The sequence below is a fragment of the Agrobacterium tumefaciens genome (assembly GCA_025559845.1).
GTDB lineage: Bacteria > Pseudomonadota > Alphaproteobacteria > Rhizobiales > Rhizobiaceae > Agrobacterium.
Genome location: CP048470.1, coordinates 119,408 through 145,269, shown reverse-complemented (window position 1 = coordinate 145,269; position 25,862 = coordinate 119,408). Strand labels below are relative to the sequence as shown.

Below are 25,862 nucleotides of genomic sequence, written 5' to 3'. Positions count from 1 at the left end.
ACGACGACTTAAGAAGTCCATCAAGCAACCATGGAGGAGATGATATGCTTGACGTTAGCCCTGCGACAAAAATCGATGCCGTACTTTCCAAGTTGAGTGAGGCCCTGGAAAGAGGAGATGTCGAAGCCGCCGTCAACCTCTTTCAGGATGAGTGCTACTGGCGCGATCTCGTGACGTTCACCTGGAACCTGAAAACCATGGAAGGACGCCCGCAGGTCAGGGACATGCTGCAAAGCCAGCTGTCTCGTATCAAACCTCGCAATTTCGTACAGGATACCAACGAAGCCGCAGGTGACGCAGGCGGCGTTACGGATGGCTGGTTCGAGTTCGAAACGGCGACGACACGTGGTTACGGTCATATTCGTCTGAAAAACGGCCTGATCTGGACGTTGCTGACGACGATGAGCGAAATCAAAGGACATGAAGAACCAAAGGGGCTTCGCCGTCCGATGGGGGCGGAACATGGTCATGGCAAAAACCGGACGAACTGGAAGGAAAAGCGCGAGAAGGAAACCGAAGAACTTGGTTACAAGACGCAGCCCTATGTTGTGATCATTGGCGGCGGACAGGGTGGTATTGCTCTCGGCGCCCGGCTTCGCCAATTGGGTGTCCCGGCGATCATCATCGAAAAGAACGAGCGGCCAGGAGATAGCTGGCGCAAGCGATACAAATCACTCTGCCTGCATGATCCGGTCTGGTACGACCATCTCCCCTATATTCCCTTCCCGGAAAACTGGCCAGTTTTTACCCCGAAGGACAAGGTCGGCGACTGGCTGGAAATGTATACGAAGGTTATGGAGCTCAACTATTGGGGCTCAACGACCTGCAAATCGGCTACCTACGATGACGCCGCAAGGGAATGGACGGTTGTCGTCGAGCGAAACGGCGAGGACGTCGTGCTGCGGCCGAAGCAACTGGTGCTTGCCACCGGCATGTCGGGCAAGGCTAATGTTCCAAAGATACCTGGGCAGGATCTCTTCAAGGGCGAGCAACAGCATTCGTCACAGCATCCTGGACCAGACGCATATGCCGGCAAGAAGGTCGTCGTCATCGGCTCGAACAACTCCGCCCACGATATCTGCGCGGCACTGTGGGAGGCTGGAGCCGATGTCACGATGTTGCAGAGGTCTTCAACACATATTGTCCGTTCAGATTCCCTGATGGAAATCGGGTTGGGTGATCTCTATTCGGAACGGGCGGTTGCCGCGGGGATGACGACGAGGAAAGCCGACCTGATTTTCGCTTCGCTGCCCTACCGGATCATGCATGAGTTTCAGATACCGCTTTACGATCGGATGCGTGAGAAAGACGCCGATTTTTATGCGGCACTCGAGAAAGCAGGCTTCATGCTGGATTGGGGTGCTGACGGCTCCGGTCTCTTCATGAAATATCTGAGGCGCGGGTCAGGCTATTACATCGACGTCGGCGCCTGCGATCTTGTCATCGACGGCTCAATCAAACTGAAGTCCGGTTCAGACGTATCACATCTCACGGAAGATGCGGTTGTGTTGAAAGATGGCAGCGAGCTCAAGGCAGACCTCGTGGTCTACGCGACCGGCTATGGTTCCATGAATGGCTGGGCCGCCGACCTCATTTCCAAGGAGGTTGCCGACAAGGTTGGAAAGTGCTGGGGGCTTGGCTCCGACACGCCAAAAGACCCGGGACCATGGGAGGGCGAGCAGCGCAATATGTGGAAGCCGACCCAGCAGGATGCCCTCTGGTTCCACGGCGGAAATCTCCACCAGTCGCGCCATTACTCCCAATACTTGTCCCTCCAGCTCAAGGCACGTCAGGTGGGGCTCGATACCCCCGTCTACGGCTTGCAACAACGCCATCATCTGAGCTGAATTCGAAGAAGCGCCGGGGAAACCCGGCGCTTTTTATTTTGCAGACTTTGGGAAAATCACTGTTTGCGCCAGGCCCGTCTTCTTGCGGTTTGCGATCGAGATTGTCGCGCCGAAACGCTCGATAATCTCCTTGGCGATCGCCAGCCCAAGTCCTGCACCCGGGACTGATTTTCGCCTCGCAGGGTCGACGCGGAAAAACGGCTCGAACACGCGTCCGATCAGCTCCTCGGGAATGCCAGGTCCATCGTCTGTGATTATCACGACGACCTCACTATCATCCTGTGTCAGGTGGATATCGGCACCCTTCCCATGGGTGACAGCGTTCAGGATGAGATTGCGCAGCGCTCTTTTTAGCGCATGCGGAGCAGCCTGGATTACGGTCGAGTTATCCGGTTTATGGAAGTCGATTGCATCCTGGTGACCAAGGTCGCCGAGTTCGCTGGTGATTTCCTCCAGCATCTTGCCGACATCAACGTCGCGAACCGGGTCCTGACTGACCTCTTCGCGAACCAGCATGATGGCGCTATCGGCAATCGCGTCGAGTTCTTCGAGATCTGCGAGCCACTTTGCCCGTTCGGCATCATCCTCGATGAACTCTGCTCGAAGCCGCATGCGGGTCATTGGTGTTCTGAGGTCGTGTCCTGCAGCGGCAACGAGGCGCATCCGGCTTTCAACGGCTGTCTTGAGGCGTGCCGTCAACGTGTTCACGGCACGCGCCGTGGCGCGAATTTCACCCGGACCTGTCTCAGGCAGATGTGGCAAAGATCCGTCAGGCCCGATGCTCTCCGCCGCGTTTTCCAGCAGGTCGAGCGGGCGCGTGATTTTTCGCGCAGCGAAGATTGAAACAAGAGCGCTACCCAGGACGATCAGCACGATCCACATGCCAAACGTTTTCCAGCCGCCGGGAGGAGGGCCAAGATTAGGGACCTCTGCCACCAGCCAACCGCCTTTCTCGAGCGCGACAGCGGCAACCGGTGCCGGATGGTTCTCGACGCGGACCACCATTGCGGCCCGACCGTTCCCCTGGATCGCGAGCGCCTTGCCAAGAAATTCGGAGAGCATGCCGTCGACATGGCCGGCCGGTGGTTCGGCCTGGACCGACAGGCCTTCGTCGGGCAGCAATGCCGGCTCGCGCTCTGCGATGGTGACAGCCAATCCAAGGAGGCGCGCGATCGGATCTATCGTAGAGAGAGGTGAGGGTGGCTGCAGAGTTTGTTGCGCCGTGAATGTCGCGAGCGCCACGACAGCAATGATAGCAGCGATGAGGAGCGCTGCTATCCGGTTTCTGAGGGAATTCATCGCTGCACCGGTTGGGATTTAACGGATACGGTCATCTGGTAACCGCCGTTTCGGACAGTTTTGAAAATGGGCGGAGCATCATCCATATCCAGCTTTTTGCGCAGGCGGCTCATCAGGACGTCGATCGACCGGTCAAACGGTCCGCGGTCCCTGCCTTGCGTCAAGTCAAGGATCTGGTCGCGTGAAAGCAGACGACCAGGCCTGTCCAGAAATACTTTCAACAGATCAAACTCGGCACCTGTCAGATCGATCTTTTCGCCATTCGTGCGTGTAACCGAGCGCTGTTCAGGGTCAGCAAAAAAATCGGCAAAGCTATAGACGTTTGCACCTGGTGCAGCAGGCTCCTGGGTACCTGAACGGCGAAGCACCGCCTTGATGCGGGCTGTCAGTTCACGTGGGTTGAAGGGTTTGCCGAGATAGTCGTCTGCGCCGATTTCAAGTCCGACGATACGGTCCACGTCCTCTTTCAACGCTGTGAGAAGTATAACAGGTGTGCGTGTCTTGCGGCCCTGAAGGTCCCGGCAGATATCGAGGCCGGAACCGTCTGGCAGCATGACATCCAGAACGATGAGATCCGGATCAGAGCTCGAAATACGTTCTTCAAATTCGCGGCGATCCGCTGCCGCAGAGACCCTGAAGCCCTGCGAACCAAGGTATTTTGCAAGAAGCGAGCGAATTTCGAGATCGTCGTCAACAATCAATATGTGAGTGGGTGCGTGAGCCGTCATTTTATCCAACCTTTTGGCGGCACTATATCGAAACGGCAGAAATAAAAGCCGGATTTTTGCAACGAAAGCTTTCTGACGCTCGTCGGGAAACATTCGTTTACAAAAATGGCCAATCGGGCCAAGGCCAGAAACATTGGGACGAAAGAGGGAAACTCTGTCCCCATAATCTCTTTCCATGCCCCACAAGGGAAGGAAAGAAAGATGAAACAGCCTCTGTTGATTACTGCCGTCGTCTCCGCCGTCATATGTGGCGCCGCCGTGGTCTTGCCTGCCGTAGCGCAGGATGTGCCTCCGCAGAATGGAACGAAAGAGCAGGCAACCCCTGTCCGTCCAGATCACCTTTCGCCGCCGGCGCCGATGAACGACGTCGCCGTTCATTTCACCTTTGGGCTCGCAGGACAGCTTTCTGCGGCGGAAGTCTATATCGGCATCACTCCAGATCAGCTCGGCCCATGGCGCACCTATACAACCGCTTTGCAAGACGTACTTTCCCTTGGTCCCAGACCGCCGCGGCCGTTGCCTGACTTTGCAGCGGATGCGTCCGGCAGGGATAAATTGCCTGCCGCGCAGGTCCGGACAGACGAAGCTCCTGAAGCCGGTCTGCCTGGTGAGCGGCTAGCGGGTGCAATCCTTTCCAAAGCTGAAAAGGCCAAGGCCCTGCAAGGTGCAGTCCAAACGTTGCGCACAGCCCTGACATCGGACCAACTGGCGAAGCTCTCCGGAATAGAGAAGATGTTGATTGCGCCTCCTCCTGGTCCCGCTCTGATGGGCCCCAGCAATCCAATGCTGGATCCAATGCAGGGGCCGCCCGCCGGGGATGCGGATTGGGATGACAACGACGGGCCGAGAGGCTGACAAAATCAGAAATTCCTCCTTTAAAACTGCCCCCCAGTAAAGGAGGAACCCGGCCGGAAACGGTCTAGCCGGGGGATCGCTGACTTGCGGTCCCCCGCGCGAATTCAAAAGGACATCACGATGAAATATTTCTACGGCGCACTGGCGTCTCTCTTCGGTCTGAGCCTCGCATTGTCGGTTGCCTTTGCGAAAGACAAGCCTTCGTCGCTAACTCCGGCCAAGACACGCCAGGAGGAAAAACAGCCAGTTTCTGTCTGCGCAAAGGCCAAGCAGAAGATGGCGAATGGAAAGGCCGCCCAAGCCAACTGCACCAAGGCAGTTTCGAAGAGAGCGGCTACCCGATAATTATCGGACAGGAAAGACACATGAAAACGGCACGCAAGACAGGCGCGTTCATCGCGCTCGCGATCCTCGCGGCAGGCGGCTTCTGGATCTCTTCGCAATATAGCAGTGCTGCGACACCAATTGTCATGACGGCTGCGGTGACGCGAGGAGATGTTGAGCAGACTGTACTTGCGACCGGCACTTTAAAGCCATCTCGCCTGGTTGCCGTCGGCGCCCAGGCCTCAGGCCGCATTACGGCAGTCAAGATCGCCCTTGGCGACGTTGTCAAAGCGGGTGATCTGATTGCCGAGATTGATTCCGTAACACAGCTGAACAGTCTCAGGACCGCGAAGGCGGCACTTGCCAACGTTAAGGCACAGCGCCTTGAAAAAGAAGCAACGCTGCTTCTCAACAATCAAAGCCTTGCCCGCCAAAAAGACATGGCCTCAAAAAATACGACGTCGCGCGCGGATCTGGAAAGCGCGGCCGCTGCTCTTGCTGTCACCGAAGCGCAAATCCAGGCGCTGGACGCGCAGATCGAAGAAGCGCAGGTCGCCGTGGAGACAGCGCAGGCCAATCTCGACTACACAAAGATTACTGCACCGATCGCCGGTACTGTGCTTTCTATCGTCAGTCAGGAAGGCCAGACGGTTAATGCAACGCAATCTGCACCGACCATCGTTATTCTTGGCCAGCTCGATAACATGACCGTTCGTACGGAGATATCCGAAGCCGACATCACCCGCGTTCAGCCAGATCTGCCTGTCTATTTTACCGTGCTCGGAGAACCCAACAGACGCTACGAGGCGACGCTTGCCTCGATCGAGCCTGCGCCAGAGTCTGTGCGCAGCGATTCCAGCTTCAGTTCATCCAGTTCCTCAACGTCGTCGTCTTCCTCATCGAGTTCGACCTCTTCGTCCGAGGCGATCTATTACAATGGCGTTTTCAACGTGCCGAACCCGGATGGGAAGCTTCGGACGTACATGACTGCCGAGGTTCACATTGTCCTAGGAGATGCCAAAAACGTCCTGACCATCCCTGCTGCTGCTCTCGGTGCGCAGCTTGGAGATGGCGCCTATTCGGTTCGTGTCCTCGCCGACGATGGCAAAGTCGTCGACCGCAAGGTCGAAACAGGACTGAACAACAAGGTTACGGTCGAGGTTCGTTCCGGCCTTGCCGAACATGAGCGTGTTGTAACGGGCGAGGCGTCATCTCAGGTCACGATGACTGCAGTCGGTGGCCCAGGTGGTGGACCGCCGCCGATGGGGTTCTGAGCCATGGGCGAGCCACTCATTGCGCTTAAGGCGGTTAACCGCGAATACCCCTCCGGAGATGGCACGATCAGCGTGCTCAAGAATGTTAATCTGACGATCGAGGCCGGTGAAATGGTCGCCATCGTCGGAGCGTCCGGTTCCGGCAAGTCGACGCTGATGAATATTCTTGGCTGCCTCGACCGGCCGACCTCCGGAACCTATGCGATAGCTGGTCAGGAAACGGCCAATCTCGACGCGGATGCATTGTCAGCGCTCAGGCGCGAACATCTGGGGTTCATCTTTCAGCGCTATCACCTTCTCGGCGAACTGTCGGCACTCGGCAACGTGGAGATCCCTGCGATCTATGCGGGGCAATCCCAGGCTGGACGCAAAAGCAATGCTGCGAAGCTGTTAAACCGCCTCGGTATGGGCGCGCGACTGGATCATCGCCCGGGCCAACTCTCCGGCGGGCAGCAACAGCGCGTTTCCATCGCCCGTGCCTTGATGAATGACGCCGGTATTATCCTGGCTGACGAGCCGACAGGCGCTCTCGACAGCACGAGCGGCGAGGAAGTGCTGCGCATCCTCAGCGAACTGCACGCCGAAGGGCGCACAGTTGTCATCGTGACCCACGATATGGCAATCGCCAGGCGCGCCGACCGCATTATTGAAATCAGCGATGGGGTAATCATTTCTGATCGCTCGGAGCGCGACAACGCGAAAAATAGAGTTGTCTCGGGAGCCTTAGCCGCGAAACTCGAACCTGCTTCAGAAGGTGGCCTAAGTGGGATCTGGTCATCCCTAAAGGAAGCGTTCCGCATGGCGCTTCTTTCCATGCGGGCGCACAAGTTGCGGACCTTCTTGACGATGCTGGGCATCATCATTGGTATCGCCTCCGTCATCGGCGTTGTTGCGCTTGGGCAAGGATCGCAACAGCGCGTGCTACAGAATATTTCAAGCCTTGGAACGAATACGCTGGAAATCTTTGCAGGCAAGGATTTCGGCGACATTCGGTCGGGAAAAATCACGACATTGGTGGTTTCCGACGCGGATGCCCTTGCAGGCCAGCCCTATGTTGCTGCGGTGACACCTACCGTATCGACATCAAGTACAGTCCGCTTCGGGGCGAAGGAAGCAAACGCGCTCGTCAACGGCGTCAGTGACCAGTATTTTGCTGCCAAGGGCACGAAGCTGTCGGAGGGCCGCTTTTTTGACGCGGCGAGTGTCCGCGAAAAGGCACAGGACGTCGTAATTGACGAAAATACCCGTAAGTCGCTCTTTGCCGACTTCACCGGTAGCCCTGTCGGGCAGGTCATTCTGATCGGCAAGGTTCCAGCCCGTATTGTTGGTGTGACCCAGGCACAGCAGGGCGGCTTCGGTTCGAGCCAGAACCTGTCGCTCTATCTCCCATACACCGCCGTCCAGTCCCGGTTTCTCGGCAGTCTTTCATTGCGCAGTATCACGGTACAGGTGAGCGACGATGTAGAGGCGTCATTGGCGGAGCAAGCGGTGACGTCCCTTTTGACACAACGCCACGGCACCAAGGATTTCTATATTCTCAACACTGACGACATAAGGGAAACGATCACCAGCACCACGCGGACCATGACGATCCTGATTGCTGCCATCGCGGTGATTTCTCTTCTCGTAGGCGGCATAGGTGTCATGAACATCATGCTCGTGTCAGTGTCAGAGCGTGTCTCCGAAATCGGCGTCAGGATGGCCGTCGGGGCACGCCGCAGCGATATTTTAAGGCAATTCCTGATCGAGGCTGTACTCGTCTGCATCATCGGAGGATCCCTCGGCATTCTCGGCGGCCTCGGGTTCGGAGCAGCTTTCAGCCTCTTCAGCAGCAATTTTGCCCTTGTCTACTCGGGGACCTCGATCGTCGCGGCCTTTGTTTGCTCAACCCTGATTGGCGTCGTCTTCGGTTACCTGCCGGCTCGCAACGCATCCCGTCTCGATCCGGTCGCGGCACTGTCGTCTGGCTGATTAACAGCGAATTTGAGAGCGTCCATTCGTCTCATGCTGGAGGCGGAACGGGGTTTTCAAGAAGCCACCTTGCGCTCTCGGTGTCGGTGACGAGAACCGTTGCCAGGCCTGCCGACAAGGCTGCCCGCAACGAGTTGTGTTTGTGCTCGCCGCCAGAGGTAATGATCCGGCAGGGTATCTGTCTGTACTCCTCAAGATCGAGCGCGATCACCCGCTCATTCATGCCGTGGTCCACGGGATTGCCGCGCCCATCGAGATAATGCCCGATGATATCTCCCACCGCGCCGGCTGCCCGCAACTCTTCGATGACCTGTTTTGAAGGCAGGCCATAGCGCACCTGGAGTGATTCCTTCGTCAGGTCCCCAACGCTGAGGCACGATGCCTCGACATTCGCGGCTTCCTGCAAAAGATCACGGAAGGCGGGTTGCGCCATGATGATGTCGCGAGAGCCTGCACTGTCGACATAAATCGGAGCGGCGAGATAATGGCACTCCGCACCGAGAACCTTGGCAAAGCGCCGTACGATTTCGAAGGTGTTGATTTCTGAACCTCTTGTCAGCCCGCCCATCATTGATCGAACCTTGATGTCGGGAGCGTTGACTGGCGTCATGTGCTCGACGGTTTCGCGCAACGTCGTGCCCCAGCCAACACCCAGCGAGGCCGGTTTGCGAACATGGATGAGCCTGTCGAGAAAGGCTGCCGTTGCTCGCCCGATGACTGTCTGCAGTTGGCCGGGGTCTGCAGGTGTCATGACAACCGCAGCTTCTTCAAGCCCGAAAACCGAACAAAGCTTCGATTCGAGTTCGACACTCTCGGCAAGTGGGGATGCAAAGCTGATGCGCACAATACCCTGATCCAGGGCCATCGCCAGCAACTCGTTGACGCGCCTGCGGGTGAGGTTCATTCGCTCAGCGATCTGCGCCTGCGTCAATCCTTCGGCGTGATAGAGCCACGCCGCCTTCACCATCATGTCTCGGTTATCCAAACCATCCCCCGTATCAATTGTCACATGTGCGTAACATTTGTAACTTAATCATTGGCCGCAGAGGGAGGCGTGGTCAAGCCCAGCCGGTTCGCAAGAGTCCATGCTTCCCAAATCAATGATCCAGCATAGTGCGGCCCTCCGAAACGGCGACCACATGAACCTCGTAACTTTCGATTGTGACAGTGTTCTCAAGGTCCGTAATTTTTTCGGTTGGCCAACTGTTCACACCTGAAATCTGCCCTTCGCGGTAACCGCGCGGGGCCGTCATCAAAGCTTCACCGGGCCGTAAAAAGCCCTTCATCAAAACGGTGCAGAGACGGGTTTTCCGTTTCGGCCCATCGTCGTCTGTCATCTCTCGAAGGAGAAATCACGATGCTTTCCATCAATCGTCGCCACGCGCTTGGATTGATGGGCGCTGCCGCAGGCACGCTCATCTTGCCACGCATGTCATTCAGCCAGGGTCAGCGGCCGTCGGTAACGATCGCTGTTCAGAAGATCACCAACAACAACACACTTGATGTCTGGTACGAACAATCGAACGTTGGTGAGCGGGTCTTTTACCCGAACCTTTGGGAAGGCCTGATCCTGCGCGACTGGATGGGCAATCAGGGACCTGTTGCCGGACTGGCGACGGAATGGAAGCGCATCGATGACAAGACCCTCGAACTCAAGCTTCGCCAGGGCGTCAAGTTCCACAATGGCGACGAATTGACCGCTGAAGACGTGGTGTTCTCCTTTTCCAAGGAGCGGGTGTTCGGTAACACCGAGCCCAAGGGCGGCAAGACGATCTTCGAAGCCGACAACAAACCTGCGACCGTCAAGGAATTGCCGGCCGTTGTGCCTGGCGCAGCAAGGCGTCTTTGGCCGGCGCTGGCAGGTGTTGAAGCGGTCGACAAATATACCGTGCGTTTTCACAACGCCACGCCGGACGTCACATTGGAAGGACGTCTCTATTCCGGTGGCAGCCAGATCGCTAACCGTCGTGCCTGGGATGAGGCTGCGTCCTATGCGGAGTGGGCGCGCAAGCCAGTCACCACAGGCCCTTACATGGTCGGTGAATACAAGCCCGACGTTTCTCTGACGCTCGTTGCCTTCGATGAATATTGGGGTGGCCGTCCGCCACTTCAGGAGATCCGTTTCGTCGAGGTTCCGGAAGTTGCGTCGCGTGTGAACGGCCTGCTCTCAGGCGAATATGATTTCGCCTGTGACCTCCCACCTGACCAGATCGCCACCATTGCGGCAGCGCCGGGCCTCGAAGTGCAGAATTCCGTTATCTGGAACCATCGTATTTCGGTCTTCAACACGCAGAACCCGATCCTTGCCAATCCGCTCGTGCGTCGTGCAATGACCCATTCGATCGACCGTCAGGCGATCGTCGAGGCGCTCTGGGGTGGCCAGACGGTTATCCCGGCCGGTCTCCAGTTCGATTCCTACAGCGCAACGAAGATGTTCGTCGATGGCTGGGCCGCTCCGGAGTTCAATCCGGAACTGGCGCAGAAGCTTCTCAAGGACGCCGGTTACAAAGGCGACCCGATCCCATATCGCCTGCTCAACAACTACTACACCAACCAGACTGCCAATGCGCAGATCATGGTCGAGATGTGGAAACAGGTCGGCCTCAACGTCGAAATCGAAATGAAGGAAAACTGGGCTCAGATTCACGATCCGCAGGGCGTCAAGGGCGTGCGTGACTGGTCAGCCGGAAACTCCATCAACGATCCGATCACCCCGATGGTCACGCAGTTCGGTCCGAACGGTGAAGTGCAGCAAAAGAAGGACTGGTCAAACGAGGAGGTTAACAAGCTCTCCGTCGTTATGGAAACCTCGACCGATCACGATCAGCGCAAGAAGGCCTTCGCGCGCATGCTCGAAATCTGCGAGCGCGAAGATCCGGTCTATCAGGTTCTGCACCAGAATGCCGTCTTCACCGGCATGAAGAAGTCGCTCAAGTGGAAGGCCGCGCCCGCCTTCGCAATGGACTTCCGTTCCAACAACTGGTCGACCTGATCGATCAAAAATTGCGCCGGCCGCCCGATAAGAGCGGCCGGCATTTCTATTGCCGTTTCTAAGGACGGCTTGAACTTCCCTTCCAATAGAAAAGGTGAGCGCGATGACGTCCAATCTTGTGGAGTTGCGTAACCTCAAGGTTTCCTTTGATGGCGTTCAGGTGTTGCATGGCATCGATCTCGACGTGAAACGCGGCGAGGCGATCGGTCTCGTCGGTGAATCAGGCTGTGGCAAGTCGGTCACCTGGCTTGCAGCTCTTGGTCTTTTGCCCGGGAAGGCCAGCGTTACCGGTTCGGTGAGCGTCGAAGGTCGCGAGCTTGTTGGACAACCGCGCGCCGCACTTGAGGCCGTACGTGGCGGCAAGATCGCCATGATTTTCCAGGATCCGTCTTCGTCACTCAATCCTGTCATTCGCATCGGGCGCCAGATCACCGAGGCGCTGTCTCTTCATCGCGGCTTGAGGGGCGAAGCGCTCAAAGCTGAAGCATTGCGTTTGCTGGATATGGTCGGAATTCCCGATGCACGTCGTCGTATCGACCTTTTTCCGCATGAATTCTCCGGCGGTCAGTGTCAGCGTCTGATGATCGCCATGGCGCTAGCCGGCGAGCCTGATCTCCTGATTGCCGATGAACCGACGACTGCGCTCGATGCAACCATTCAGGCGCAGATCCTCGACCTTCTTATTGAACTTCGCCGCGAAACCGGCATGGCGACTGTGTTCATCAGCCACGACCTTGGCGCCGTTGCGCAGGTCTGTGAGCGTGCACTCGTGATGTATGCGGGCCGCGTCGTTGAACAGGGCGAAATTTCCGCCTTGTTTGCCAACCCACGCCATCCCTACACCCGTGGTCTTTTCGATGCGCTTCCTAGCCTCGATGGCGAACGCAAGCGCCTTGTTCCTATCCCCGGAACCGTCCCCGATCCACGGCACCTGCCGGAAGGGTGCGCGTTTTCGCCCCGCTGCTCGAATGTCGTCGATGCCTGTCGAACACAAAGGCCGGAAATATCGGCGGCGTCCGATGGCCGGAGAATTGCCTGCCTTCGGCCGCTCGGTTTAACGCCAAAAATGAACCGGAGCCCGGTCCTTGAAGGAGCGTTCTGACATGGCAAATCTGATTGAAGCACAGGATCTGGTCAGAACCTATCAGGTGCGGCGTGGCGTCTTTGGAAAACAGACACCCGTGCGGGCAGTCGACGGCGTGTCGCTCTCGGTCCGTCCCGGTGAAACACTTGGGATTGTCGGTGAAAGCGGATCTGGCAAATCGACACTCGGTCGGATGTTGCTTGGAATTGACGCGCCACAGGGGGGAAAGGTCTCTTTCGAGGGACAGTCAATGCCAGCTTTCGGGACACCGCAATGGCGCAAGCTGCGTGCAAAAATGCAGCTCGTCTACCAGGACCCGCTTTCGGCCCTCGACCGGCGCCTGACGATCGCTGCACAGATCGGCGAGCCTCTGGAGATCCATTCTCTTGTTCCGAAAGAGCACGTTGCTTCACGCGTTAACGAGCTTATGAGTGCGGTCGGTCTGCGTGCCGATCAGGCAGGGCGCTATCCCCATGAACTTTCAGGAGGCCAGCGCCAGCGAGCCGTCATCGCCCGTGCACTGGCGTCGCGCCCCAGGCTTCTTGTTTGTGATGAACCAGTTTCAGCGCTCGATGTCTCCATCCAGGCACAGGTCGTCAACATGTTGCGCGATCTGCAGGAACATCACGATATCGCGATGGTCTTCATCAGCCACGATCTCAAGGTCGTTCGCAATATCGCTGACCGTGTCGCCGTGATGTATCTCGGCCGTATTGTCGAAGAAGCATCCTCCGACGTGATTTTCCGGACACCCCAGCATCCTTACACCAAAGCGCTGGTGTCGAGTGTTCCGGTTCCCGGCAGACCGCTCGAAGGGCGTGTGATCCTGCAAGGCGAACCGCCAAATCCGGCGAGCAGGCCAACGGGCTGTGCATTCCATCCCCGTTGTCCGATGGCAACTGCCGAGTGCCGCAACACGGTGCCGGAGCTTCGCGCGATCGCGCCGGGACGCACGGCCGCCTGTCACCTGGTGCCGGCACTTGCCGTTGCTGCCTGAGGAATAGAGACGATGATACGTTATGTTCTTATCCGCCTGTTGCGCGCATTTGTGACCATTCTTGCCGTGCTGACGTTCGCCTTTATTGTCTTGCGCATGTCCGGCGATCCAGCGCAGGTTATGCTCGGGCCCGATGTTCCCGAGGAATCCTTGCGGGCTTTTCGCGCCGCGTGGGGGCTCGATCAGCCGCTCTGGGTGCAATACCTCGCTTACATGAAATCGATCTTTACCGGTGATTTCGGCGTGTCGATGCGCGACAAGGCTTCCGCCATTCAACTCGTCGTCGAACGCATTCCGGCAACCCTGCAACTGACAATACCGGCGCTGCTTCTGAAACTGGTCATCGGTATTCCGGCTGGCGTCTATGCCGCCCTGCATCGTCAGAGCGTGATCGACCGCGGCGTGATCTTTGGCGCCATTCTCGGTTTCACAATTCCGTCCTTTGTTATGGGACTGTTGCTGGTGCTGATCTTCTCGATCACGCTTGGTCTTCTTCCATCGGGCGGACAGGACACTTGGCAGCACGGTATCCTGCCGACTTTGACCATGAGCATTGGTGGTATCGGCATTCTTGCCCGGTTCTCCCGCTCAGCAATGATTGAAGTCATGAGCCAGCCATTCATCCGGACGGCCTCCGCCAAAGGGTTGAAGTGGAATGATGTGGTCTGGAGCCATGCACTGCCGAATGCGGCCGTACCGATTGTCACCATTGTCGGCTTTATGGTCGGCTCCCTGATTGCCGGTGCCGTGGTGGTGGAATCCATCTTTTCCTGGCCAGGCATCGGCAGGCTTCTGGTCGTGTCGGTCACTAACCGCGATCTGGCGGTCGTGCAATGCATCCTGCTTGTCATTGCCGCTGCCATGGTCATCTCCAACCTCGTCGTCGACCTGCTTTATGGCTGGCTCGATCCCCGGCTTCGCAGCCAGTCCGGCCATTGAGGAGTGTGATCATGACGGTTGCAGACACTTCACTTCCCACCAAATCCGAAAACCATATGCTCCTGCGCGTCGGAAAAGGCCTTCGGAAACTGCCGTTCTCCGTTGGCTTCGGTTTCTTCTGGCTTGGCCTCATGGTTCTGGTGGCTATCTTTGCCGATCAGCTTCGTCCTTATGGGATTACGGCCATGGACCTTCGGGCCCGCCTTGCCATGGCGGGCACGTTTCCGCATGTGCTTGGCACAGACGAGCTTGGACGGGATGTCCTTTCACGCCTGATCCAGTCGATCCGCGTCTCTTTGGTGATTGCGTTCGGCGCAACGATTATATCCGCAGTTTTCGGAACGACGCTCGGTTTCCTGGCGGCCAAGTTCCGGGGAACGGTGGAGCATTTCGTGCTCGTGCTGGCCGATTTTCAGGCAGCCTTGCCGTTTCTCATCATGTCGCTTGCGGTGCTCGCCTTCTTTGGATCGTCCATGCCTCTCCTGATTTGCCTGATGGGATTTTACGGTTGGGAGAGATACGCCCGTATTGCGCGTGGTCTGGCGATTTCTGCCAGCGCACAAGGTTACGCCGCAGCCGTCGTGCAGCTTGGAGCAACGCCGTCGCGCGTCTACCTCAAGCATATCCTGCCCAACGTCGCATCGACCCTGATCGTATCCATGACACTGACGTTTCCCGAAATCATCCTCATGGAAAGTGGCCTGTCGTTCCTTGGCCTCGGTGTTCAGCCGCCGGAGACAAGCCTCGGTAACATGGTCGGCTTTGGCCGTGAATATCTCACCCGCGCGCCATGGATCATGCTGGCTCCCGCCTTTGTCATCATGGTCACGACGCTTTCGATTTCGCTTGTGGGCGACTGGTTGCGCGACAAACTCGACCCAACACTTCGCTGACCTCAACCTGATCAGGATATGCCCATGACAAAAATCACCGGCCACCGTGGCGCCCGCAATCTCTGGCCCGAAAATGGCCTGACCGGCTTCAGAAACGTTCTTTCGCTTGATGTCGACGCAATCGAGTTTGATGTCCATTTGACCGATGCAGGCGAGTTGATCGTGATCCATGATGCGACCCTGGACCGGACAACAGAAGGGCAGGGAGCTGTCCACCTGCTTTCTCCAGAAGATCGCATTGTCACCCGCCTCAAGGATAGTCAGGACGTTGTTCCAACATTATCGGAGGTGCTCGAGGTCCTTGCGCCTTCAGGCAAAGATCTGCATGTCGAGATCAAGGTGGATGACGCGGGTAAACCCTATCCGGGGATTGCCGCAAAAGTCGCTGCAGAGATTGAGAGGTTCAAAGTTGGCGGTCGTTGCCACCTGACCTCCTTCGACACATCGATCCTGGAAGACTGCCGTCTTGAAGCCCCGGGTATCGCCCGCCTTGTTTCCGTCAATCGCGACTGGGCTCAAAGACAGGGTGGCCTTTCGAGCTTTATCGACACAGTTGAGAGCCTCGTCGATATCGTTGCGATACACCATGAGCTCATGGACGAGGAATGGGCGAACATCACAGCGAAACTGCCGCTGTCGCGCCTCTGCGTCTGGACGCTGAATGACGAGGTTCTGATCCGCGACTGGCTGCAACGCGGGATCGGTCACTTGACCAGCGACAGTCCGGATCTCGCACTCCGTCTGCGCGCCACGCTTACCGAAACAGCATAGTCCTACCCCTGGAGAAAACGAAGATGAGCAATCTAATTGGCACCGGCTTCAACGCTGGTTCGGACGACGGAGAACTGGCAACCCTAGAAAGCGATCTGAGGGCGCTTGCAGATATTGGCTGCGACACCGTCGAGATCGGCGTGACAAGTCTCGATATCGTGGCGGGCGGCCGTATCATCGAAGAGCGCGCCGAGCGCTTCGTCAAACTCGTCAAGCAGTTCGATTTCCGATACACTGTACACGGCCTTGTCTCTTCCAATTTCATGGATCCTGTGACCTGCCGTTATCAGCTCGATGCAGCAAAAGCGCTCGCAGTGCTTTGTGAGCGCATCGGAGCCGGTATTCTCGTCCAGCATGGGGGTGCACTGCGTCCCGACCAGATTGCCGAACGTGCCGATGCCGACAAACGTGAGCGTGACGCGCTCGTCGAGCTGGCCGAGTTTTCCAAAGAACATGGTGTTCGTGTTGCGCTGGAAAACATCTTCTCGACGCAGCCCGGTCAATATCGTCAAACGCCTGCAGAGGTCGCAGAGACCGTTCGGACCATCAATCATCCGAACCTTGTCGCGCTCATCGACTTCAGCCACGCCTACATCGAGTCCACCTATCGCGGGCTGGATTTCCGTGACCAGCTTCGCGCCATGGCGCCCGTGGCCGGTCACTTGCATGTCCATGATTCATTCGGGCGTCCGCAGGGTTTTTATACGGCCTATCATCCGCAGGAAAACACAGCGCTCGGGATCGGCGATCTGCATATGCCGCTTGGCTGGGGCGATATCGACTGGGACGATATCTTTTCGGAGCTGACCTTCCTGCCGCAAACCGTACTGATGATGGAGATCGGGCGGCGTTACCGTTCCGAACAACCGCAAAGCCTCGAGCGAGCCAATCGTTTGATTGCGCTCAATAGCGGCAAGGCTGCAATAGCCGCTGAATAAAACTCCCGATCGTATCCCTCCGGCCTCGTCACAACGTGGACGGGCCGGAGGCAATGCGATTAAAGGGCGGAGGCGTCACCGCAACGCAGACGCCGTGATTGGCATGTGTTGGGCAGGTGAACGCGTGCGATGTGTAGTGTCTGCGTTGTTTGATCTTGCTCGGGCTTGTCGCTTTCCCGAACCAAAATCAACACACGGTTTTGAAACGCTCGACACAGGTCGAAAGGACCTCGTCCATGGGGCGTGCCTGCCAGCGATGCGAGAAGATCTCGACCTCCTGCGGTCCGAAGAACCCGGCCGCCTCGATCATGGCGCGAAACGCCTTCAGATCAATGACGCCGTCGCCCATCATGCCGCGGTCATTGAGGGGATCGGTCGTTGGCACCAGCCAGTCGCAGATGTGATGCGCAAGGATCTGTCCGTTGCGCCCGGCGCGCGCTACCTGAGCCTCAAGCTCGGGATCCCACCAGACATGGTAGACATCGATGGCAACCCCTGTTCCGGCGCCAAGCTTGTCGCAAAGATCCAGCGATTGTTTGAGCGTGTTGAAGCAGGCCCGCTCTGCTGCGTAAAATGGATGGAGCGGTTCAATCGCAAGCGGGACACCTGCCGCTCGAGCATAAGGCAAAAGCTCGGTCATCCCGTCTTCCACCATTTGCCGTGCGCCCTTGATGTCGCGTGAGCCGGCAGGCAAACCGCCAACAACAAGAACCAGGCAGTCGGCCTTCATGGCGGCAGCCTCGTCTACGGCGCGTTTGTTGTCATCGATCGCCTTGCGACGCCCTTCCGCATCCGGTGCCGGAAAAAAGCCGCCGCGGCAATGACCGCTCAGGCGCAGTCCGTTTTCCGCAACGATGCGGGCTGCTTCAGAAAGACCGACGCCATGAACATGTTCACGCCACGGAGAGATGGCCGTAATTCCGTGCGCAAGGCAAGCGTCCACGATGGCACCGAATGAACCGCCCTGGCGGACGGTAGCGAAATTGATCGAAAGACCTTCCAGGCTCATGCGGCATCCTCCCGTTTTTCCTGAAGTGTTTTGAACGTGGCAAGAGCCGCAGCATCGTTGATGCCGAGGCCGGGTGCCCGCAGTGTAGTCTCGAGTGAAATTTCTCCATCGCGGATCTGAAGCCTCGGGCGACCCTTTTCTTCGTGATAAAGGTCGCTGTGTGCCGATACCCATGCCCGGCCTTCTTCAGGTGAGGCACCTTGCATGCCGTCCACGTAATGATGGCCATTGCGTTCGATGTGCGTCAGACCAATGATTGATGCGAGTGCGAGATCCTGCTGGAGCGCGATGCCGGCCTGGGTTGTCAGGTCTTCTGCCGACATGAAGTAGCCGCCATCCTTTTCTTCGTTCCAGGCATCGACCCGCATTCTGTTCAGGATGGAGCGATAGAATCCCTTGCAGGATTTGGACGAAACACCGCGATAACCCTGCTTTTTCGCCTCGAGAAATGCGTCCTTGGTACCGTCGGACTCGTCGATCTCGACTGATATCCGACGTGCAACTTTGCTGACGGGCACGGAAAGAGCGCTCGCACGGGCAAAGGGCTGCTCCACGAATAGCACCGACTGGCGTAGACGCGTGAGCGACGGCGATGTCTCAATGCGATCGATGAGGTCGATCAAGGCATCTTCATTCTCAAACTGTTCATTGCCGTCGAGGGTTGCCTGATAATCGGGGAGCGTGTCGAGGACAGACGCAATGGCCGATAGCCGCTCCACGTCGTCCTGTGGCCTGCCGGAGACCTTCAGCTTGAAGTATCGTGGCCCATAGGCCCGGATTTCGTCTTCAAGGCACTCAGGCAAACCGTCATTTCTCGGTGGTGTTTTGATTTCGCCCCGTGTCAGAGCGTCGATGTAGCCCACCGTGTGACGCAACATGAGCGTTGGTTTTGGCGACAGGTCGCGGAGAAAGAAGCCGACATCAAAGCCGTCAAGATCAGGCGTCGTGCTGGTATCAATGCCGGGCAGGTTCTGGCGCACCGCGTCGGCAACCGGTAGGGCGGTCAGACGGCAGAGCCCGTCCAGGATCGCACGGTCGACCAGGGCGAGCCCGAAAGATGCGATGAGGCCGTTCAAGCCCTCTTCTGCAGCGTTCGGGTGCTGTTGTGGTTCCAGCTCGGCATGAATGGAAAATGCGCCTGCGGCCTTTGCCGCAAGCGCAAGTGAAACCGCAATTTCGAGTGAGCGCCGTAACTGTCCCTCATTGTCGGTGTTGCTCAGCGCCGGGTTCTTGTCGAACCACTTCGGTACCATCAACTCGGCGGCGTAGCCGTTCGCTGTCCGACCGGTGTGGTCTTCAACGGTTAGGCGCAGAAAGATCTGCCGTGCCTCGGTGACAGTCGCAGCCCCGAAACGAAACGGCATACGCATTGTCACACCGCGTTCAAGAACTTCGGCGTCGACAGCTCTTAAGATGTGGGGAGCGGCCATTTCAATGGATACCCCTCACGGCGAGAAACGCCTTCATGCGGTGGGTGGCTTCATCCGGGTCCGAGAGGACATTCGCCTTGTCAGCCAGCCGGAAGAGTTCGGCGAAATGTTGCGTGGAACGGGTGCTTTCCTGCCCTCCAACCATGGTGAAGTGATCCTGCAGGCCATTGAGGTAGGCCAGGAAGACGACACCCGTCTTGTAAAAACGCGTCGGTGCCTTGAAGATGTGCCGCGAAAGCGCGACCGTTGGTTCGAGAATGTCGAAGAACTCGTTATCTGCCCCGCGCTTCAGGCTCGCAAGCGCCTTGGAGGCCGCCGGTGCAATCGCGTCAAATATGCCAAGCAGTGCATCCGAATGGCCCTGGTCATCGCCCGCGATCAGTTCGGCATAATTGAAGTCGTCACCCGTATACATCCGCACACCTTCGGGCAGGCGGCGGCGCATGACGATTTCCTTCTCCTTCGACAAAAGCGAAATCTTGATCCCATCAATCTTGCTGGCATTGCCTTTGATCATCGCTAGGCAAGTATCCATGGCCGTCATGTGGTCGGCCGAGCCCCAGTATCCCTCAAGGGCTGGATCGAACATTTCACCGAGCCAATGGATCACGACCTTGTTGTCAGACTTTTCTAGCACGCGCGAATATGTTTCCAGATAGTCGTCTGGTGAGCGGGCGGCGGCGGCAAGAGCGCGGCTTGCCATAAGGATGACGCGACCGCCTTGTCCTTGAACAAAATCAAGCTGTTCCAGATAAGCGTCAACAATCTGGTTGAGGCTGTAATCCGTTCCACTGAGATGATCGGTTCCGACGCCACAGGCGATCAGCGCATCTTTTCTGGTCGCGGCTTCCTTAAGCGCTCTAGAAATTAGCTCCTGAGCCTGCGGCCACGCCAGGCCCATGCCGCGTTGTGCTGTATCCATCGCTTCTGCAACGCCAAGCCCAAGGTCCCAGAGCCGGTGACGAAAACGCAAGGTAGCGTCCCAATCGATGGCGGGGGTCAGCCATGGGTCATTGTCGGCGAAGGGGTCCGCCACCACGTGAGCGGCGGCGAAGGCGACACGATTGAAATCGGCTGCATCCCGCTTCTCAAGAGCAATGGGAGTGCCGGAGAGTTTGTAAAGCCCGATCGTACGATCTTCGTTGGGAAGCTGGAGTTCGCTCATGTTCGATCTCCTCAGACGATTTCCGGAACATCGAGCCAGCGACGCTCCTTCCACGACCTGATGCCGAGTTCGGCAAGCTGCACGCCCTTGACGCCTTCCATCAGGCCATAAGGCCAGGGTTCGTTGTCGACGATGTGGCGAATGAACATTTCCCACTGGGCCTTGAAGCCGTTGTCGTAGACGACGTTGTCAGGAACTTCCTGCCAGGTCTTGTAGAAATCGATTGTCTGCGGCTGGTCTGGGTTCCAGACGGGCTTGGGCGTGTTTGTACGATGTTGCGTCCAGCATTTCGTCAATCCCGCCACCGCCGAACCGTGGGTGCCGTCGACCTGGAAGGTCACGAGATCATCACGGCGCACGCGCACTGCCCAGGATGAGTTGATATGGGCAATCACGCCGCCTTCCAGCTCGAACGTGGCATAGGCCGCATCATCTGCGTCTGCCGCATAAGGACGGCCCTGCTCATCAAAGCGCTGGGGAATGTGGGTTGCGCCAAGGCAACTGACCGACTGAACCTTTCCGAAGAGATTGTCGAGCACGTAGCGCCAGTGGCACAGCATGTCGAGAATGATACCGCCGCCATCCTTGAGACGATAGTTCCAGGAGGGGCGTTGCGCTGGCTGCCAGTCACCCTCGAAAACCCAGTAGCCGAATTCTCCGCGCACCGAGAGGATCTTCCCGAAGAAGCCGCTATCGCGCAGCATGGCGAGCTTGCGAAGACCCGGCAGAAACAGCTTGTCCTGGACAACGCCGTGCTTGATCCCGGCACTCTCTGCCAGTTTTGCGATGGCGATCGCTTCCTCCATCGTGTCGGAGATTGGCTTTTCGCAGTAGACATTCTTGCCGGCCTTGATGGCCTTTTCCAGAAGGCTGCCGCGCATTTGCGTGGTTCCGGCATCGAAGAACAGCGTGTCTTCGGGATTAGCAAGTGCTGCGTCGATATCTGTTGTCCAGCGGGCAACGTTATGCCGCTTGGCGATTTCCTCGATCTTTTCTGCGTTTCGACCAACGAGGATCGGGTCGAGCATGACCTTTTCGCCGCTCTTCAGTGTCACGCCACCCTGGTCACGAATGGCCAGTACTGAGCGCACGAGATGCTGATTGTAGCCCATGCGGCCGGTAATTCCGTGCATGATGACGCCGATACGTTTCATGAATTGTCCTCCCAAGACAGCTCGCCTACCGCTGGCTGCGGTTTTTCCCAAAACGGATATTTGTAACCATTTGGTTATTTGTGATCGCGATGGGGGCGATCTGTCAAGGCGCATTTGCGCGCAAAAGTGAAAAAAGGCGGAGCCGTTTCCAGCACCGCCAACTAAACGTTATGGGAGAAATCCTGATGTCCTTCGCAACCGCACACGCTCTCTTCCCCTTGGCCTGAAAGGGGAATTTACTGCGCAACGTTCAAGTTGGACGCAGTGCAGCAAGCACGGTGTCGACGATATGTTGACCCCATCTTTCGAGCTCAGCCGGGGCGCCGAGGTCACGCTGAAAGATCGTGGAGAGCGTGAAGCGGTTGGACAGATAGAAGAAACCGAGTGACGCTATGGTCAGATAGACATCAACCGGATCAAGCCCCGTCCGGAATTCGCCGGTCTCCCTGCCACGGCGAAGCACGTCCTCCAGTTCGGAGATGAAGTTCGAGTGCATCTCGGCAATTGCCTGAGATTGCCTGAGATAGCGCGCTCTGTTGAGGTTTTCTGTAGCGAGGATACTCAGGAATTCCGGGTGATCGAGATAATAGTGCCATGTGAAAAGCGCCAGCTCCCGCAGGCCTTCGCTCGGCGCCTTGCGTGTCAGATCGAGGCGTCGCTCAGCATGGCGGATGTGGCGGTAAGCGTCTTCCAGAACAGCGAGATAGAGTGCGTCCTTGTCACCGAAATAATGATAGATCATTCGCTTGTTGGTGCCGGCGCGGCGAGCCACGACATCGATTCGCGCGCCAGCCAGGCCCTTCGCCGCGACCTCGCGACGGGCTGCCTCAAGAATGGCTGCCCGGGTTCGCTCCGGGTTTCTGGTCTGCGTGACGGCACGTTTGCGCTTTGCCGCAGGCGTTTCCTCCGATGCCGGTTCGTTCGGGATGATTTTCTCTGTTTTTTCCACTTCAGCACCCGCTTGACAATGCTAACGATCGGTGTTCCCATGTAACCAATTAGTTATAAAACGGCAAGTGTCGTTTGCTCTCATCATTAATTTGGCAGTCAATAGGGAGGAGTTGCCAATGTCCGTGATGCTTCAGAGGCGTACTGTGCTTTCGGCCGGGCTTGCGGCCCTTTCACTCGCAACATTGGGGGGAGGTTCCGCGTCAGCACAGGCCGCCCGCCTGCGTATGTTGTGGTGGGGATCGCAGGAGCGCGCCGATCGTACCAACAAGGCAATCGCCGCCTACAAGCAGGTCAAGCCCGATCTCGAAATCGCTGGCGAGTTTGCCGGATGGAGCGATTATTGGCCCCGCCTGGCAACACAGGTTGCAGGCAGAAACGCGCCCGATCTTATCCAGATGGACTATCGCTACATCTTCGAATACGCCCGACGTGGTGCTCTGGCGCCACTTGACGACCATATCGGCAAGGGCCTGAAAATCGACGACTTCGGCAAGATGAACATCGATTCCGGTCGGGTCGATGGCAAACTCTACGGCGTCAATCTTGGCGTAAACTCAAGTGCCGTCTTCTTCGACAAGGTTGCTTGGGAAAAATCGGGCATTACCCCGCCGACGATCGGTCAGACCTGGGAAGAGTTTGCCGAAAACGGTGCAAAATTCGCCGAGAAGAAGCCGAAACCCAATTATTATGCGACCGCAGATGCCAGTGGTGTCGAGCCGAGCTTTGAGAACTGGTTGCGACAGGGCGGGAAGGCTCTCTACACCGAAGATGGTGGTATCGGCTTTGATACAGCTGATGCGACGAAGTGGTTCACCATGTGGGCGGATCTTCGCAAGAGCAAGGCTTGTGTGCCAGCCGATATCCAGGCGCTCGATCAGCTCAACATTGAAACCAACGCGCTGACGACCGGCAAGGCTGCCACAGCGTTTGCCCACTCCAACCAGTTCGTTGGATACCAGGCACTCAACAAGTCAAAGCTTGCCATGACGTCATATCCGAAGGTGTCGAAAGATGCGCCGTCGGGCCACTATCTTAAGCCGTCGATGCTCATCAGTGTCGCCAATGGCAGCGCTGGCATCGAACAGGCAATTGGTTTCATCAATTTCCTCGTCGCCGAACCCCAGGGCATCGATATTCTTGGGGTCGAGCGTGGCGTTCCTGCCTCCGAATCCATGCGCAACCAGCTGACAGCGAAACTCGATGACGTCAGCAAGAGCATGGTTGAGTACATCGCAGAAATTACCCCTGGCGTCGGCAACCTGCCGCCAGCTCCTCCTCCAGGCGCAGGGGAATTTGCCTTCGTCCTGAAACGGACGGCTGAAGAAGTTGGTTTCGGCAAGATTTCGCCGGAGCAGGGTGGCGACAAGCTCGTCAAGGAATCCGAAACCGTTATCAAACGGAAGTGATATATGGCCTTTCGATCTGAAACTCTCGTAGAGGAGAGCCGCGCTGCGGCTCTCCCGAAACGGGGAGGCGCGCGTCGAATTTTCGACCGTAACATTCACGCCTACCTGTTTCTCCTGCCCTGGCTGATCGGGTTTTTTGGCCTGACTCTCGGTCCGGCGCTGGCCTCGCTCTATCTGTCGTTCACCAATTACGACCTGCTGCAATCGCCCGATTGGGTTGGGGCAGCCAATTACGTCCGAATTGCCACCGATGACCCGAAATTCGCAGCCGCGATGAAGGTGACGTTCACCTATGTCCTGCTTTCGGTTCCGCTGAAGCTGATCTTCGCGCTTCTTCTGGCGCTCGCATTCAATCGTGGCATCAAGGGACTGACGCTCTACCGGGCGATCTTCTACCTGCCTTCGCTCCTCGGTTCATCGGTTGCGATCGCGGTCCTCTGGCGCCAGCTCTTTGCCTCTGACGGGCTCGTCAACATGCTTCTTTGGCAGCTCTTTGGTTACGAAGGCCCGAGCTGGATTTCCAACCCCGACTATTCGATCTACACGCTGGTCATTCTGTCGGTCTGGCAGTTCGGCTCGCCAATGATCATCTTCCTGGCGGGTCTGCGCCAAGTGCCGCAAGATATGTATGAAGCAGCCGAGATCGACGGTGCAAGCAAGGTAAGACAGTTCTTCCGGATTACACTGCCGCTTCTGACACCGGTGATCTTCTTCAACGCCGTGATCCAGACGATCGACGCTTTCAAGGCATTCACGCCTGCCTTCATCATCTCGGAAGGTACCGGCGGGCCGATCAACTCGACACTGTTCTATACGCTCTATCTTTATCAGGAAGCCTTCGGTTTCTTCCGTATGGGGTATGCCTCGGCACTTGCCTGGATCCTCGTCATCATCATTTCGCTGTTCACGGCCTTCTCGTTCCTCAGCGCGAAATACTGGGTGCACTACGATGACTGATGCTGTTACCGCCCCCCGGCCAGGCGATGGCCCGCAACGTTCCCCGATGCGTTCGGTGCTCTTGCACACGACCCTGATCATTGTGTCGTTTGCGATGCTCTATCCGATCCTGTGGATGATCTCAGGATCGTTCCGTCCCCAGGACGAGCTCTTTGGTACCTCGTCGCTTATTCCATCGGCCGTCGATATCGGTGGCTATATTCGCGGCTGGACCGGACTACAGGTCAGTTTTGGCCAGTTCTTCTGGAACTCCGCCCTCATTGCAGTCTTTGCGACAATCGGCAACGTCGTCGGTTGCTCGCTTGCAGCCTTTGCCTTTGCGAGATTGCGCTTCGGAGGGAGAAATTTCTGGTTTGCGCTCATGCTCGGCACGCTGATGCTGCCCTATCATGTCGTACTGATCCCGCAATATATCCTGTTCCTCGAGCTTGGATGGGTGAACACATCGCTCCCGCTGATCGTGCCGAAATTCCTGGCGACGGATGCGTTTTTCATCTTCCTGATGGTACAGTTCTTCCGCGGCATTCCGCGTGAACTGGACGAAGCTGCCGTGATGGATGGTTGCAGCCCGTTCCGCATCTACTGGAAGATCATGTTGCCCTTGTCGATGCCGGTCCTTGCAACGGCAGCCATCTTTTCTTTCATCTGGACCTGGGACGATTTCTTTGGTCCGCTCATCTATCTGAACGACATTAATACCTACACCGTTCAGCTTGGTCTGCGATCATTCGTGGACTCCACCGGCAGCTCCGACTGGACCTCGCTTTTCGCCATGTCCAATCTCTCTTTGGTGCCGGTCTTCCTGTTTTTCCTCTTTTTCCAGCGGTTGCTGATCGAAGGCATCGCGACAACCGGCATGAAACGCTGAAAGGCCAGGG

At 57.3% G+C, this 25,862-nt stretch carries 24 protein-coding genes; 15 read left to right on the top strand and 9 right to left on the bottom strand.

The genetic code is table 11. The features are described from left to right. Nucleotides 1-44: 44 nt before the first annotated feature. Entirely contained in the window at nt 45-1,847 is a 1,803-nt protein-coding gene (locus tag FY156_17235; protein ID UXS03310.1) for an NAD(P)/FAD-dependent oxidoreductase, read from the top strand. 33 nt (nt 1,848-1,880) lie between these two features. Here the strand turns inward: FY156_17235 and FY156_17230 are convergent, their stop codons facing one another. Both FY156_17230 and FY156_17225 read right to left on the bottom strand, forming a co-directional pair. Further along, complete coding sequence (locus tag FY156_17230; protein UXS03309.1) at nt 1,881-3,146, bottom strand: HAMP domain-containing protein; 1,266 nt, start codon at nt 3,144-3,146, stop codon at nt 1,881-1,883. Next, nucleotides 3,143-3,967, bottom strand: a complete 825-nt coding sequence (locus FY156_17225; GenBank protein UXS03308.1) for a response regulator transcription factor — start codon at nt 3,965-3,967, stop codon at nt 3,143-3,145. The genes FY156_17230 and FY156_17225 overlap by 4 nt, the downstream gene beginning before the upstream one ends. Nucleotides 3,968-4,075: 108 nt before the next feature. Here FY156_17225 and FY156_17220 point away from each other — a divergent pair, with 108 nt between their 5' ends. From FY156_17220 to macB, 4 genes are all read left to right on the top strand, one after another. Then, nucleotides 4,076-4,729: a hypothetical protein gene (locus tag FY156_17220; protein ID UXS03307.1), complete on the top strand. Its 654-nt coding sequence runs from the start codon at nt 4,076-4,078 to the stop codon at nt 4,727-4,729. A 120-nt stretch (nt 4,730-4,849) separates the two neighbouring features. Beyond that, nucleotides 4,850-5,074, top strand: coding sequence for a hypothetical protein (locus FY156_17215; protein UXS03306.1), 225 nt, complete (start codon nt 4,850-4,852; stop codon nt 5,072-5,074). Between the two features lie 20 nt (nt 5,075-5,094). Beyond that, on the top strand, nt 5,095-6,327 hold the full coding sequence (locus FY156_17210; GenBank protein ID UXS03305.1) for an efflux RND transporter periplasmic adaptor subunit: 1,233 nt from the start codon (nt 5,095-5,097) through the stop codon (nt 6,325-6,327). A gap of 3 nt (nt 6,328-6,330) precedes the next feature. After that, nucleotides 6,331-8,298, top strand: coding sequence for a MacB family efflux pump subunit (macB, locus tag FY156_17205; protein UXS03304.1), 1,968 nt, complete (start codon nt 6,331-6,333; stop codon nt 8,296-8,298). 31 nt (nt 8,299-8,329) lie between these two features. Here the strand turns inward: macB and FY156_17200 are convergent, their stop codons facing one another. Both FY156_17200 and FY156_17195 read right to left on the bottom strand, forming a co-directional pair. Beyond that, on the bottom strand, nt 8,330-9,283 hold the full coding sequence (locus FY156_17200) for a sugar-binding transcriptional regulator (protein ID UXS03303.1): 954 nt from the start codon (nt 9,281-9,283) through the stop codon (nt 8,330-8,332). Between the two features lie 112 nt (nt 9,284-9,395). Beyond that, nucleotides 9,396-9,551: a hypothetical protein gene (locus tag FY156_17195; protein ID UXS03302.1), complete on the bottom strand. Its 156-nt coding sequence runs from the start codon at nt 9,549-9,551 to the stop codon at nt 9,396-9,398. Between the two features lie 104 nt (nt 9,552-9,655). On the opposite strand from FY156_17195, the gene FY156_17190 reads away from it, so the two are divergent. The 7 genes from FY156_17190 to FY156_17160 all read left to right on the top strand — a co-directional run bounded on the left by FY156_17190 (nt 9,656) and on the right by FY156_17160 (nt 16,912). Beyond that, nucleotides 9,656-11,290: an ABC transporter substrate-binding protein gene (locus FY156_17190; protein UXS03301.1), complete on the top strand. Its 1,635-nt coding sequence runs from the start codon at nt 9,656-9,658 to the stop codon at nt 11,288-11,290. A gap of 103 nt (nt 11,291-11,393) precedes the next feature. Then, the gene (locus FY156_17185) at nt 11,394-12,392 is read left to right on the top strand and encodes an ABC transporter ATP-binding protein (GenBank protein UXS03300.1); all 999 of its coding nucleotides are present in this window, start codon (nt 11,394-11,396) and stop codon (nt 12,390-12,392) included. A 1-nt stretch (nt 12,393) separates the two neighbouring features. After that, the gene (locus FY156_17180; protein ID UXS03299.1) at nt 12,394-13,371 is read left to right on the top strand and encodes an ABC transporter ATP-binding protein; all 978 of its coding nucleotides are present in this window, start codon (nt 12,394-12,396) and stop codon (nt 13,369-13,371) included. Nucleotides 13,372-13,383: 12 nt separating this feature from the next. Beyond that, nucleotides 13,384-14,310 carry an ABC transporter permease gene (locus FY156_17175; GenBank protein ID UXS03298.1) on the top strand — a complete coding sequence of 309 codons (927 nt, stop codon included), beginning with the start codon at nt 13,384-13,386 and terminating at the stop codon, nt 14,308-14,310. Nucleotides 14,311-14,321: 11 nt separating this feature from the next. Further along, a complete protein-coding gene (locus tag FY156_17170; GenBank protein ID UXS03297.1) occupies nt 14,322-15,203 on the top strand; it encodes an ABC transporter permease in 882 nt (293 codons plus the stop codon). Between the two features lie 24 nt (nt 15,204-15,227). Beyond that, on the top strand, nt 15,228-15,974 hold the full coding sequence (locus FY156_17165) for a glycerophosphodiester phosphodiesterase (GenBank protein UXS03296.1): 747 nt from the start codon (nt 15,228-15,230) through the stop codon (nt 15,972-15,974). A gap of 23 nt (nt 15,975-15,997) precedes the next feature. After that, on the top strand, nt 15,998-16,912 hold the full coding sequence (locus FY156_17160; GenBank protein UXS03295.1) for a TIM barrel protein: 915 nt from the start codon (nt 15,998-16,000) through the stop codon (nt 16,910-16,912). 187 nt (nt 16,913-17,099) lie between these two features. On the opposite strand, the gene FY156_17155 is transcribed toward FY156_17160, so the two are convergent. From FY156_17155 to FY156_17135, 5 genes are all read right to left on the bottom strand, one after another. Beyond that, a complete protein-coding gene (locus tag FY156_17155; protein UXS03294.1) occupies nt 17,100-17,921 on the bottom strand; it encodes a sugar phosphate isomerase/epimerase in 822 nt (273 codons plus the stop codon). Further along, nucleotides 17,918-19,351 carry a mandelate racemase gene (locus FY156_17150; protein ID UXS03293.1) on the bottom strand — a complete coding sequence of 478 codons (1,434 nt, stop codon included), beginning with the start codon at nt 19,349-19,351 and terminating at the stop codon, nt 17,918-17,920. Before FY156_17150 ends, FY156_17155 begins: the two co-directional genes overlap by 4 nt. A 1-nt stretch (nt 19,352) precedes the next feature. Next, complete coding sequence (locus tag FY156_17145) at nt 19,353-20,516, bottom strand: dihydrodipicolinate synthase family protein (protein ID UXS03292.1); 1,164 nt, start codon at nt 20,514-20,516, stop codon at nt 19,353-19,355. 11 nt (nt 20,517-20,527) lie between these two features. Further along, nucleotides 20,528-21,670, bottom strand: a complete 1,143-nt coding sequence (locus FY156_17140) for a Gfo/Idh/MocA family oxidoreductase (protein UXS03291.1) — start codon at nt 21,668-21,670, stop codon at nt 20,528-20,530. 250 nt (nt 21,671-21,920) lie between these two features. Continuing rightward, complete coding sequence (locus FY156_17135; GenBank protein UXS03290.1) at nt 21,921-22,619, bottom strand: TetR/AcrR family transcriptional regulator; 699 nt, start codon at nt 22,617-22,619, stop codon at nt 21,921-21,923. A 118-nt stretch (nt 22,620-22,737) separates the two neighbouring features. On the opposite strand from FY156_17135, the gene FY156_17130 reads away from it, so the two are divergent. The 3 genes from FY156_17130 to FY156_17120 are packed head-to-tail and all read left to right on the top strand — an operon-like array spanning nt 22,738 to nt 25,852. After that, nucleotides 22,738-24,027, top strand: coding sequence for a carbohydrate ABC transporter substrate-binding protein (locus tag FY156_17130; protein ID UXS03289.1), 1,290 nt, complete (start codon nt 22,738-22,740; stop codon nt 24,025-24,027). 3 nt (nt 24,028-24,030) lie between these two features. After that, nucleotides 24,031-24,984 (top strand): sugar ABC transporter permease, encoded by a 954-nt coding sequence (locus FY156_17125; protein UXS03288.1) that lies wholly within the window; start codon nt 24,031-24,033, stop codon nt 24,982-24,984. Further along, entirely contained in the window at nt 24,977-25,852 is an 876-nt protein-coding gene (locus tag FY156_17120; GenBank protein ID UXS03287.1) for a carbohydrate ABC transporter permease, read from the top strand. Before FY156_17125 ends, FY156_17120 begins: the two co-directional genes overlap by 8 nt. The last annotated feature ends 10 nt before the right edge of the window (nt 25,853-25,862 follow it).